The organism is Megasphaera stantonii, assembly GCF_003367905.1.
GTDB classification, from domain to species: domain Bacteria; phylum Bacillota; class Negativicutes; order Veillonellales; family Megasphaeraceae; genus Megasphaera; species Megasphaera stantonii.
The window spans coordinates 314,460-326,483 of sequence record NZ_CP029462.1 but is presented as its reverse complement, the minus strand read 5'-3'; the positions used below and the strand labels follow the sequence as shown (position 1 = coordinate 326,483).

At 51.6% G+C, this 12,024-nt stretch carries 10 protein-coding genes; 5 read left to right on the top strand and 5 right to left on the bottom strand.

Annotation, left to right across the window (positions count from 1 at the left end; translation table 11 throughout):
* Positions 1 to 279: 279 nt before the first annotated feature.
* The 5 genes from DKB62_RS01580 to DKB62_RS01560 all read left to right on the top strand — a co-directional run bounded on the left by DKB62_RS01580 (position 280) and on the right by DKB62_RS01560 (position 6,683).
* The gene (locus tag DKB62_RS01580; protein WP_232818785.1) at positions 280 to 1,650 is read left to right on the top strand and encodes a short-chain fatty acid transporter; all 1,371 of its coding nucleotides are present in this window, start codon (positions 280 to 282) and stop codon (positions 1,648 to 1,650) included.
* Between the two features lie 80 nt (positions 1,651 to 1,730).
* Entirely contained in the window at positions 1,731 to 2,690 is a 960-nt protein-coding gene (locus tag DKB62_RS01575; protein WP_107195941.1) for a 3-hydroxyacyl-CoA dehydrogenase family protein, read from the top strand.
* Between the two features lie 155 nt (positions 2,691 to 2,845).
* The gene (locus DKB62_RS01570; protein ID WP_107195942.1) at positions 2,846 to 4,204 is read left to right on the top strand and encodes an NAD(P)-dependent oxidoreductase; all 1,359 of its coding nucleotides are present in this window, start codon (positions 2,846 to 2,848) and stop codon (positions 4,202 to 4,204) included.
* 221 nt (positions 4,205 to 4,425) lie between these two features.
* Positions 4,426 to 5,898: a hypothetical protein gene (locus DKB62_RS01565; protein WP_107195943.1), complete on the top strand. Its 1,473-nt coding sequence runs from the start codon at positions 4,426 to 4,428 to the stop codon at positions 5,896 to 5,898.
* Between the two features lie 20 nt (positions 5,899 to 5,918).
* Complete coding sequence (locus DKB62_RS01560; RefSeq protein ID WP_107195944.1) at positions 5,919 to 6,683, top strand: hypothetical protein; 765 nt, start codon at positions 5,919 to 5,921, stop codon at positions 6,681 to 6,683.
* Positions 6,684 to 6,963: 280 nt separating this feature from the next.
* On the opposite strand, the gene DKB62_RS01555 is transcribed toward DKB62_RS01560, so the two are convergent.
* From DKB62_RS01555 to DKB62_RS01535, 5 genes are all read right to left on the bottom strand, one after another.
* Positions 6,964 to 8,205: an aminopeptidase gene (locus DKB62_RS01555; protein WP_240320126.1), complete on the bottom strand. Its 1,242-nt coding sequence runs from the start codon at positions 8,203 to 8,205 to the stop codon at positions 6,964 to 6,966.
* 3 nt (positions 8,206 to 8,208) lie between these two features.
* The gene (locus tag DKB62_RS01550) at positions 8,209 to 9,546 is read right to left on the bottom strand and encodes an MATE family efflux transporter (protein ID WP_107195946.1); all 1,338 of its coding nucleotides are present in this window, start codon (positions 9,544 to 9,546) and stop codon (positions 8,209 to 8,211) included.
* A gap of 64 nt (positions 9,547 to 9,610) precedes the next feature.
* Positions 9,611 to 9,877, bottom strand: coding sequence for a 30S ribosomal protein S20 (gene rpsT / locus DKB62_RS01545; RefSeq protein ID WP_087477028.1), 267 nt, complete (start codon positions 9,875 to 9,877; stop codon positions 9,611 to 9,613).
* An 85-nt stretch (positions 9,878 to 9,962) separates the two neighbouring features.
* The gene (fba, locus tag DKB62_RS01540) at positions 9,963 to 10,928 is read right to left on the bottom strand and encodes a class II fructose-1,6-bisphosphate aldolase (RefSeq protein WP_087477027.1); all 966 of its coding nucleotides are present in this window, start codon (positions 10,926 to 10,928) and stop codon (positions 9,963 to 9,965) included.
* 28 nt (positions 10,929 to 10,956) lie between these two features.
* A complete protein-coding gene (locus DKB62_RS01535) occupies positions 10,957 to 11,850 on the bottom strand; it encodes an RluA family pseudouridine synthase (protein WP_162860279.1) in 894 nt (297 codons plus the stop codon).
* Positions 11,851 to 12,024 lie beyond the last annotated feature (174 nt).

Genomic DNA, 12,024 nt, shown 5'->3' with positions numbered 1-12,024 from the left:
GGGAAAATATATCAGTTTTATGATATAACGAGAAAATGGTTGGCAAATATTTAAGAGTATTCAATATGATTCGTTAAAATTTAAATATGAATCAAGTGAATTCAATTTTTCGTTTATTTGGTCAATATAGTCTATTAATTCTAACTGTTATTCAATATAAAACAGGGTATAATAACAGTGTAGCATATTAGGAGAAAAGGCAGTCTTCTGAAGGAAAGGCGGAAGACCGCCGTATTAGGTGAAAGGTGTCACAATAAAACAAAGAAAGGAGAAATGAGTATGTCTACTCAAAAGAAGCAATTTACTGATTATTTTACCGACTTTGCCCAAAAATGGGTACCTGATTCGTATGTCATCGCTTTAATTCTTACTATTGTCGCATTTATTTTAGCACTTATCTTCACGCCGGCCAGCCCCTTCGAAACGGTTATCGCCTGGGGCAAAGGTTTCTGGACCTTGCTGGCATTCTCCATGCAGATGTCCTTAATCGTTATTACGGGCTATGCATTGGCAACGACGCCTATCTGCACGCGCCTCATTTCCTCGGCCTGCAGCAAACCTAATTCTCCTACTGGCGTATATGTATACTGCGTCATCCTTTCCACGATTGGCTACTATTTGAACTGGGGCTTCGGCTTAGTATTCGCCGCCCTGATTTGTAAGAACCTGGCTGTCCAGGCTGAACGCAAAGGCATTGCCATCGACTACCGCTATCTGTGCGGTGCCGGCTGGACGCCGTTCTTCATCTGGCACATGGGTCTTTCCGGTTCGGCTCCGCTGCTCGTCGCTACGGCTGACCACTTCATGGTCAAAGAAATGGGCGTTATTCCTATTTCCATGACTATCTTCCATCCGTACAACCTGATTCTGACAGCAGCTTCCATCATCGCTATCCTCGTCCTCTTCGGCTTCGTACTTCAGCCTAAGAACAAGGAAAAAATGGTATCCATTTCTCAGTGGAATCCGGCTCTGGCTCAGATCGATCCGCCTGCTGCAGATACGAAAGTGGAAATCAAGACGCCGAGCGAATGGGTTACGTATAAACCGTGGTGCTCCTACATCATCGGCCTCATGTTCCTGGCGTACCTGTTCTATCATTTCTTCATCCTCGGTCAATCCTTGGACATCAACGTCTTGAACTTCTTGTTCCTGACCTTGATCATCTGGCTGTACGGTTCTCCGGCAGCTATGCTGAAAGCTGTTAAGGCTTCCACGCCGGCAGCCTGGGGCGTTATCCTCCAGTTCCCGTTCTATGCCGGTATCTTTGGTATCATGAAATTTACGGGCCTCGTCGATACGATCGCCGCTTGGGTTATTTCCTTCAGCACGACGACGACGTTCCCGGCTATCGCTGCTATCCTGAGCAGTATCATCAGCTACTTCATTCCGTCCGGCGGCAGCAAGTGGGTTATCGAAGCTCCGTTCCTTATTCCTGCCGGCAAGGCCTTGGGCGTTCCCGACGCGCAGACCGTTATCGCCTACATGTTTGGCGGCGACTTGACTGCATTGGTTCAGCCGTTCTTCGCCGTACCGTTCATGGCAGTCTGCGGCTTGGAATTCAAGGACTTCGTCGGTTACAGCTTTGTAGCCTTCATCGTTTTGGCTCTTATCATGATCTTCGGCTTGACATTCATTCCGTTTGCAGTCTAAGATTATAGTAGAGAGCAGAGTGTAGTTTAGTAAGAGTTAGTAAAAATTAAAAATACACAAGAGAAGGAAGGTAAAAACACATGAAAAAATTCGAAGACATTAAGACGATTTGCAACCTCGGTTGCGGAACGATGGGTTTCGGCACGGCGATTGCTTTTGCAAAGAGCGGTTACGAAGTCAACATGTTCGGTCGTAAGGATGCCAGTATCGAACGGGCTATGAAAAATATCCACTTCACGCTGGACGTTATGAAAGCGAACGACCTCTTGACGGAAGAAGAAGAAAAAGGCCTCCTCAGCCGCATCCACGGCGTAACGACGCTGAAAGACGCTGCTGCCAACGCTGATTTCGTCATCGAATCGGTTGCAGAAGATCTGGATATCAAAAAAGCCGTTTACAAAGAAATGGAATCCTACTTAGGACCCGACGTTATCTTTGCTACGGACTCTTCCGGATTGTCCCCGACAGAAGTCGCTTCGGCTTTGGATCATCCCGAACGCTTCGTCGTCGCTCACTTCTGGAATCCTCCTCATCTGATTCCGTTGGTTGAAATCGTTCCGGGCGCTAAGACGAACCAGGAAACGGTCGACATCACGTGGAAGCTCATGGAAAAAATCGGCAAAAAACCGGTTGCGCTGCTGAAAGAAGCTCCGGGCTTCGTCGGCAACCGCCTCCAGTTTGCTCTGCTTCGTGAAGCCCTGCACTGCGTAAAAGAAGGCATCGCTACGGCAGAAGCTGTCGACACCATCTGCAAATACAGCATCGGCCGCCGCTTAGGCGTAACGGGCCCGATCGAAACGGCTGACTTTGGCGGTCTCGATATCTTCTACAACATCTCCGCTTACTTGAACGCCGACCTGGCTGACGATAAGGAAGCTTCCGACGTCATGAAGAAATGCGTCGACGAAGGCAACTTGGGTGCTAAGACCGGCACGGGCTTGTACAACTGGACTCCGGAAGATATTGACAGAATCAAACGGACGAGAGAAGAAGTCCTCATCGAATGGCTGAAAAAAGACGCATCTGGTCAAAAATTCTAAGGTTCAATCTGGACCGTTGAATGTGCTGACGCGATGATGCAGCTGTCATCCCGAAACAGGGGAACTAGGTCCTGCTGTTTCGGGATGACTTTTTTTGTCGAAATGTTGTATACTATACGTGTTGTATACTATTAAAACGCAAAGGATGAGAAACTATGGTAGAGTATAAAGACGTCTTGGGATTTGAACAGGAACCGTTGGAAAGCGCCGATTTTGCCAGCTTGAAGGAAGCCGTCGAAGAAGCGCGCCGCTGCCTGAACTGCGCTGTTCCGCAGTGCCGCAAGGGTTGTCCCATCAACAATGAAATTCCCCAGTTTATTCATGCGCTGGCTCAGGGCAATATCGGCGAAGCGGCCGAACACATCGCGCACAACAGCTGTCTGCCCGGCATCTGCGGCCGCGTCTGCCCGTGGGAAAAGCAGTGCGAAGGCGCCTGCGTATTGGGCAAGAAAGGAAAACACGTCGAAATCGGCAAGCTGGAACGCTTTGTAGCCGACAAGTGCTTTGAAGGCGGATTGCTGCCCCTTCCGAAAAAAGGCGACGCTGTCGCTAAGGTCGCCGTAATCGGCAGCGGCCCTGCCGGATTGGCTGCCGCGCACGAGCTGCTCAGCCGGCAGTACGACGTGACGATTTTTGAAAGCGCTTCCGAACCGGGCGGCATGCTCATGTTCGGCATTCCTTCGTTCCGCCTGCACAAAAAGCACGTATACCGGGAAATGGAATACCTGCAGCAGCTGGGCGCCGTCTTCCAATTCAATACGAAAATCGGCGCGGATAAGCAAATCAGCGATTTGTTTGCCGAAGGCTATGAAGCCGTCTTCATCGCAACTGGCGCGCCTGTAGGCTGGAATTTGGGCGTTGAAAACGATACGGTCGACGGCGTCGTCGACGCGCAGCATTTCCTGACTCAGGTTCAGCAGGTACAGCTCGGCCAGGCGAAGCAGGAAGACCTGCCGATTCAGCCCGGAGACGACGTCATCGTCGTAGGCGCCGGCAACGTAGCTATCGACGCGGCTCGTACGGCCCTGCGCCTGAAGGCCAAGGTCACTATCGTATACCGCCGGGCGGAAAAGAATATGAAGTGCCTGCCTTCGGAATATGAAGCGGCAAAGGCCGACGGCGTCGCCTTTAAATTCTACTCGGCTCCGAAGGCTGTCGTAGGTCAGGACCATGTAGAAGGCCTGCAGTACGAAAAACAGCAGATTTTGGAAGACGCTACGATGGTGCCGACAGGAGAATTCGGCGTCGTACCGGCCAATAAGATCATTGCCGCTATCGGCAACCGGCCGGAATTGGACTGCATGCGCCAGTTTGACGTCGATATGAACGGCGACGGATATATCTTCACGAAGGACGAACCGTACGGCATGACCAGCCAGCCCGGCGTATTCGCCGCCGGCGACATCGTCCATAAACCGGCAACCGTCGTATTGGCTATGCGCGAAGGGAAGAAAGTGGCTGTCGGCATCGACCAGTATATAAAGGCCAAGCACCTGATGGCTAAGTGTCAGTGAGAATCTTTATGAAAAAAATTCATTTCTTATAAAGATTCTTCATAATAAATAAATATGGAACGATAAAATTGCCCGATATATGCTGTAATTTACTGCGTATATCGGGCGATTTTTATTTTCAGTAATATTGCATAACTATTCCTCATGACATGCCTTTCATTCTTGTCATGCCATGAAAAACATGATAGCATAGCAATATGCCACAACGAGGGGGTATTTGCTTGGTATCTGAAGAATACGCAGTGATATTGAAAAAACTGATTACGATAACGGAAACGAAGAATTTAGTCTTGGCGAATATAACGGGATACGACGTATCCTATATCAGCAAGTGGGTGAACGGCGTAAAATTGCCGGCGACGAAATATATCGAGCAGATCAATGAAAAACTGGCTAAATGCTTTGCCGAAGCGGTTATCACCAGCGGGCGGACCGACGAGCTGAGCGTGTTGTTTGCCGTCCCTGTGACGCGGGAAACGGCGGAGTTTGAAATATTGCAGCAATTGAGTGCGGCCTATCGGTTTTCTATGAAGCATCACGGCCGCCACCGGCAGGAGGCTTCCGTACCGGCGAAGGTCATTACGGGGAATCACGACGCCTTCCTGTTTATGAATACCGTGTTCAAGGAGAAGATGCGAAATGCCAAAGAGGGGAGCAACCTGCTGATTTTAGGCGACTTCTGCACGCTTCTGGACATCGATTTCTGGAAATTTTTGGAATTTCCAAATGAAACGGCGCCGCACATTACGATTCACGTCGGCATCGATTTGGAAAAATTGTCACGTGATACGAAATATACGGAGCAGCTGTATATCATTTTGGGGAGATACCTGAATTACGAGTTTAAGCTGTATCATTCCGACGTCTTGAAGCAAGGCAATACGATTATCATGGAAAATGAGTTTGTTATTCAATATTCTCTTCAAAGCGAACACAGCATCGGCATTTGTACCTATATTTCTGACACGGCTTTAGTCCAGGATATTTATAACCGGTTTTACGTCAGCTTTGCCAACCAGCAAGCGGCGCTGGCTCCGGTGAAAACCTTGGGAATCGAGGATATTGGGTTCCGGACGGCCTTTTATTCGTCTGACAAATATTTCTTTTTCCTGACAAACGGCGTTGATTTCTTGCTGCCGACGCAGGCCGTTTCCGAATTTTTGGCGGAAATCAAGGCGTCGAAACAGGTGACGAGGCAGATTGGCCAGCTGCAGATCATGTGGGATGAAATGATGGCTTCGGGCGAAGTGGAATTTATGTTGCCCATGACGTCGATTATCCGTTATATCGAAACGGGATATATGTTTTTTACTGATAAGGAATTCAAGATGAAGGCTCCTTATCGCAAGATGCACCTGCAGCATGCGCTGGATATTATGGAAAAAAATCCGAAAATCACTGTAGGCGTCATTCAGGCCTCTATGGAAATGTCGGAATATCAGGTGACGAATTTGTCCTTTTATTCCAATTATACGGCTGCTTTTTTTAAGAAAAATCCTCAGTATATTCGCGAGTCAGTATGCCCGTTTTACGTCGTAGCGAATAAAAAATTAGTTGAATGCTTCCATACCTTTTTCAGGCAAGTGAAGCAGATGCCTATGTACCATCATTATGCCTATACGGACATCCGGCAGAAGTACGAGCAGTATAAGGGATTTGTAGAACGGACGATTGATTTGTACGAAGACGCGTAATTCCGTCAGGAGGAACGACTATGAACAAGACGATGCACGCAAGCTTTTTAGTACTGTATTTTATCGCCCTCGTCCTGGCCGGTACGTCGCCGCTGTTTGCGGCAGGCGCCGCTTTGGTATTCTTTTTGGTCACGTCCTTTCAGGTACTGAAGATGATCGTCGTCTTGGCCGTGATAATCGGCGGGCTGTGCGTCCTCTTTCCCTTTTTGGCTCCTGTGGCCTTTATACTGGCCGTCGTATTTTTTATAATGCGCATACGGTTTATCATCCGAAATATGTACGCTATTTTGGCCGGGGCCTATGTGTACGGCGTTCTCGCAGCCTTTGGCGCGTCCCATATAGGCCTTCTCGGCTATACGACGTATGCCCTAGCTGCTGCAGCAGTCCTCGTGCTGCATGTCATATTAAAATGGCTGTATCGAATGGGCTATACGACGAAGCAGGCCTTCGGCATTATGGGCTTGGTGCCGCTGCTGGTCGTCGTTTTTGTCTTGCCCTTCTTAAAAATCCCTGTTGTTCACGGCGACGTAGTCGTAAGTCCCGACGTATATCCTGACGCTGCGCCGCCCCCGACGTCGTCCACAGCGGCGTCGCAGTCCGTCCTGCTGCATATCCGGGAACTGCGGCTTCTCCTGACGTCGTTCACGATGGTATTATCGTACGGCCTCCTATATATCCTGATACCGTTCACAGCGGCATTACCGTGCATCCCGGCGTATATCCCAGCGCCGGAGTGTCCTATGACGCCGTTCATGGGGCTCACGTCAACCATTCCTCTTATATAAATCCCTATGCCGACGAGCCTACGGTGACGGTCCGGCCGTATATTAAAGGTGACGGAACGGTTGTAAAAGGCCATGTCAGGACGGCTCCCGACGAAGTGGAATCGAATAATCTTTCCTACAGAGGGTAAGAACATACCGGGAATTTCCCATAGCTCCCTTGCGAGGACGGCACGGTCGTCTGCCGTAAGGGAGCGTTTTTGCATTGGAATATACAAATCCCCTCGTTACCGATAGGGACAGGTAACGAGGGGATTTACGCTGATGCAGGCAGCGTGAGCCGTTATTCTGCCCAGTCGCCGTGCAGAAAGACGGGTACTTTGCTGCCGTCGGCTTTGATGCCCGTAATGGACAGATCCGGCGAGCCGACCATGAAATCGACGTGAATCATGGAATCATTCAGTCCGGCCTGTTCCGTTTCTTCCTTTGTCATTTCCGCTCCGCCGGCCAGGCAGGTCGGATAGGACGCGCCGAGAGCTAGGTGGCACGATGCATTTTCGTCGAATAGGGTTTCGTAGAAGAGGATATTCGACAGGGAAATGGGCGAATGGTAGGGAATGAGGGCAACTTCTCCGAGACGGCTTGCTCCTTCATCAATGGCGACGAGCTTCTGCAGGACGTCGTCGCCTGTTTCGGCATGGGCTTCGACGACCTTTCCGTCTTTGAATACGAGGTGGAACGTGTCGATGACGTTGCCGTTATAGACGAGAGGCTTCGTGCTGTATACGACGCCGTCTACGCCGTCAGCGCGGGGAGCGGTGTAGATTTCTTCCGTCGGGATATTGGCGTTGAAGGAAATGCCGCTGGCAGATGTTTCCGCGCCTCCCTGCCAGATATGGTTTTCCGGAAGGCGGATCGTCAGGTCCGTGCCGAGGGAGTTCGTGTAGTGCAGGGCGGCGAAATGCTGCTCCGTCATCCACTGACGACGGGCTGCTAAGTTGGCGAGATGAGCGTCCCAATCTGCCAGGGGATCAGCCCCGTCGGCGCGGGACGACTGGAGAATCTGGTTCCACAAGGCGTTATAAGCTGCATCGTCTTCCAATTGGGGATATAAAATGGATGCCCAGACCTTGCTGGGAACGGCGGCGACGAGCCACGTCGTCTTGGAAGCCATCATGCCGTCGATATATTCTTTTAAGGCTTCATTCTGCGCTTTCTGCCAGGCAAAGATCTTCTTTGTGTCGATGCCGCTCATGAGGTAGGGATTAGCTGAAATGAGGCTTAAAAAAGCGGCGTTTTGGCGGTAGTAGGACAGGCTGAATTCGCGCCGCCATTCGGGAAAGGATTCAAACTGTTCCTGGCCTTCGTATTCATAGCGCAGGCGGGCCGTATCGTCGCAGCGCCAGTTGCATACGACTTGCGACGCGCCGCAGATATAGGCTTCCTTGGTTAAAATCGTCACGAAGGCGCTCGATTCGACAGGGGCATTGATGACAAGAACCTGGCCTTTCTGCAGGTTCAGGCCTTTTGTCAGCAGGATATTGGCATAGACGGCCAGTTGTTCATTTGTTGGCAAGAGAATCACTCCTTACTGTTGAAATGCTGTATGACGCCATAAGCGGTAATTTAAGGCGCTGGAATTGATGATAAGGCTGATGACGAAGCACAGCCAGTAGCCGTACGGCCCGTACGGCGTCAGATGAGCGCAGGCGTAGCCCAGGGGAATACTGATGAGCCAGTAGGTGACGAAGGCGATGTACGTAATGACCTTGACGTCCTTATAGCCGCGCAGGATGCCCTGGACGGGCGTGCCGGCCGCGTCAAGAAAGACGAAGGCCATGGCGTATACGAGAAATTTGCGGATAGCCGCGAAGGTCTCCGCATCGTGGGTAAACAGGCTGCTGATCGGGTCCAGAAACAGGTACGTCGCCGTAACGGTCACCGTCGCCACGGCAAAGGCCGTCATCTGGCAGAGGAGGGCGTACTGGCGGGCGCCGGCAAAATTCTTAGCGCCTACTTCGTAGCCGATGACGATAGTCGCTGTCAGGCTGACGCTCCAGGGAATCGTATAGGTCAGCGTGGCGTAGCTGATAGCCGCCTGATTGGCCGCCAGGTACAGCGTCCCAAACTCGGCCATGAGGAGGCCGACGATGCTGAACAGGCTCGTTTCGCAGAAAACGGCGATGAAGATGGGGACTCCCAGCTGCAGCTGGTGATAGCAGTGGGCCCAGCTGACGGGGCGGGGCTTCGTCCAGATGGCATAGGAGCGAAAGGGCTCCTTCCATTGGAATACGGCGGCAAAGATGAAGAAGGCGATCCACGAGGCGATGGTCAGGGCATACCCCGTGCCGATGCCGCCCATAGGGGCAAGGCCCAGGCCGCCGAAGATGAGCAGGCGGAATAAGAGCACTGTAATGACCATATGAAATACGATAATTGCCATAGAAATATGAGTCATGCCGTGGGCATCGACGACATAGCGCATCGTCGCCATGAGAAACATGGGCAGAATGCCCAGAGCTAAGGCAAACAGGTACTCGCCGGCAATATAACGGACGGCCGGTTCCAGTCCCATAAAGTCGAGAAAGGGCGGCAGGACGAGGCTGCCGAGCGCGATAGCGACGACGGTAAAAAAGACAGCAATGTACAAGCTTTGAGCGATATACATGGGAATGCGGCTGTCCTTGCGGGCTCCGCGAAGCTGGGAAATAATCGGCGACACGCCGAAAAATAAGCCGCAGACGCCGGCGAAAATAGGCACCCAGATATTGACGGCGACGGCGACGCCGGCCAGGTCAACCGTACCGGCCTGGCCGCTGAATATGCTGCTGAATACGCTGGTGCCGATTTGCGCTACCTGTGTGAACAGGAGAGGGAAAAATAAAATAAGAAAATGTCTAAACTGTGAAATCTGGGGGAACTGCATAAGGCCTCCTTGAGAATAGAAAAACAAGGCCCGTCGTATTCGGCGGGCCTTGTCAGCATTTACATTATTTTCCCATTGCGTTGACTTTAGCAGCCAGACGGGACTTTTTGCGAGCTGCGTTGTTTTTATGGAGAACGCCTTTCTGAGCGGCGCTATCGATTACACTGCTTGCTTTATCAAAGGCTTTCTTTACAGCGTCGGCATCACCAGCGGCAATTGCTTCAGTCGTGCGGCGGATAGCCGTATGAACGGAAGATTTTACTCTGGAGTTAGCTGCGTGACGAGCTGCGTCCTTTTCCATGGATTTGATGTTGGATTTAATTTGCGGCAATTGATTCACCTCCCTAAATTACAAGAACACTAGAAAGTATTCTATCATATAGAGCGCTAAAAATCAATATATTTTTGTAATTTAGTTAGATTTTGCCTTCCGATCCGAGAACGCATTTGATCTTATGCGCTACGATGTCATGGACGAACTGGCGGCCGTCCGTGAGGTACTGGCGCGGGTCGAAATGATCGGGATGCTGCGCCATGTGCTGGCGGATACCGGCGGTCAGGCCCAGGCGGAGGTCGGAGTCGATGTTGATCTTGCAGACTGCCATGGAAGCGGCTTTGCGGAGCTGGTCTTCGGGAATGCCGATGGCGTCGGCCAAGTTGCCGCCGTTGGAGTTGATGATCTTAACGTATTCCGGAACGACGGACGAAGCGCCGTGCAGTACGATGGGGAAGCCGGGCAGGCGTTTGGAAACTTCTTCGAGGATGTCGAAGCGCAGCGTCGGCGGAACGAGGACGCCCTGTTCGTTGCGCGTGCACTGTTCCGGTTTGAATTTATACGCGCCGTGGCTGGTGCCGATAGCGATAGCCAGGGAATCGACGCCGGTGCGGGTTACGAATTCTTCTACTTCTTCCGGACGGGTATACGAAGCTTCATGAGCGGCGACTTTTACGTCGTCTTCAATGCCGGCGAGCTGGCCTAATTCGCCTTCTACGACGACGCCGTGGGCGTGAGCGTATTCGACGACTTTTTTCGTCAGGGCGATGTTGTCTTCAAACGAATGCTTGGAGCCGTCGATCATGACCGACGTAAAGCCGCCGTCGATGCAGTCCTTGCACGTTTCAAAGTCTGCGCCGTGGTCGAGATGAAGGGCGATGGGCAGGTCGTTCGTTTCCAGAGCCGCTTCTACGAGGTGTTTCAAATATGCCGGTTTAGCATATTTTCTGGCGCCGGCCGAAGCCTGAAGAATAATAGGGGATTTCAGTTCGGCAGCTGCTTCCGTAACGCCCTGAACGATTTCCATGTTGTTGATGTTGAACGCTCCGATGGCGTAGTGTCCTTCATAGGCTTTCTTAAACATTTCTGTGGTTCCGACTAATGGCATTTGGCATACCTCCTAAAAATAAATGAAATTAATGAAGCCTTGCGTATATGTAATTCCAGCCGGCCTGGCTGACAAGGCGCGCCATATCAGCAGGGAGGGGGGAATTGACCGAAATAAGCTGTCCCGTCATGGGATGGACGAACTGCATGGCATAGGCGTGCAGCGCCTGCCGCGTCATAAGGGCCCGTGAACCGCCGTACAAGTCGTCGCCGACCAAGGGATACCCGAGGTAGGCGCTGTGTACGCGGATCTGGTGGGTCCGGCCCGTGTGCAGGCAGACGCTGACCAGGCTGTAGGCGTCGCCGGCGGCCAGGCAGGTGAAATCCGTATGGGCCGGTTTTCCGCCGGCCATGACCTGACGGGTAATGATGCTGTCCGGGCAGCGGCTGATAGGGCTGCGGACAGTGGCGAAGGGGCTGGGAAAGCGGCCTTCCGTCAACGCCATGTACAGCCGTTTATAGGCTGTCTCTTTTTTATCGAATTGGGACTGTACCTGCGGTTCCTTGGCAATCATGCACAAGCCCGACGTATTCTTGTCCAAGCGGTGCATCGGGTGGTACGAGCAGTGCTGACGGCTTTGCTCGTAGTAGTACGCCACGGCGTTGGCCAGCGTACCCTGCCGCACGGCTGCCGTCGGGTGCATGAGCAGGCCTGCGGGCTTGTCGACGACGAGGAGGTAGTCGTCCTCGTAGGCGATAGACAAAGGGATGGGCTCAGGCGAAAACGAATTGACCTGAGGCAGGTCGACGCAGACTATGTCGCCTTCATAGACAAACTGCGTTGTCGAAGCAATCTGGCCGTTGACCGTGCAGACGCCGTTGCGTTTGATGCGGCGGCGCAGCGTCGACGAGACGCCGAAATGGCGCAGCGCTCCGAGAAGGCTCGTGGGCCTGGATAGCGGGCCTACTGTAAAATGAATCATTATACCATCCTTTAATGCAAATCTAAGATTATTCATCTATATTATACAAAATGGTAAAAAATAAATCTATACATTTCTAGGCTCCCTTGTCAATTTGCAAATAAAATTAAATGGAAAAGAACGTTGACCGATGGGCAGGGAATGTATTATGATAGGAGCGTTGCGGATTTTTTG

What these genes read in the sequence shown, in the direction of transcription:
- DKB62_RS01580 (WP_232818785.1), top strand. Translation starts at nt 280, where the DNA reads ATGTCTACTCAAAAGAAGCAATTTACTGATTATTTTACCGACTTTGCC.
- DKB62_RS01575 (WP_107195941.1), top strand. Translation starts at nt 1,731, where the DNA reads ATGAAAAAATTCGAAGACATTAAGACGATTTGCAACCTCGGTTGCGGA.
- DKB62_RS01570 (WP_107195942.1), top strand. Translation starts at nt 2,846, where the DNA reads ATGGTAGAGTATAAAGACGTCTTGGGATTTGAACAGGAACCGTTGGAA.
- DKB62_RS01560 (WP_107195944.1), top strand. Translation starts at nt 5,919, where the DNA reads ATGAACAAGACGATGCACGCAAGCTTTTTAGTACTGTATTTTATCGCC.
- DKB62_RS01550 (WP_107195946.1), bottom strand. Translation starts at nt 9,546, where the DNA reads ATGCAGTTCCCCCAGATTTCACAGTTTAGACATTTTCTTATTTTATTT.
- fba (WP_087477027.1), bottom strand. Translation starts at nt 10,928, where the DNA reads ATGCCATTAGTCGGAACCACAGAAATGTTTAAGAAAGCCTATGAAGGA.
- DKB62_RS01535 (WP_162860279.1), bottom strand. Translation starts at nt 11,850, where the DNA reads ATGATTCATTTTACAGTAGGCCCGCTATCCAGGCCCACGAGCCTTCTC.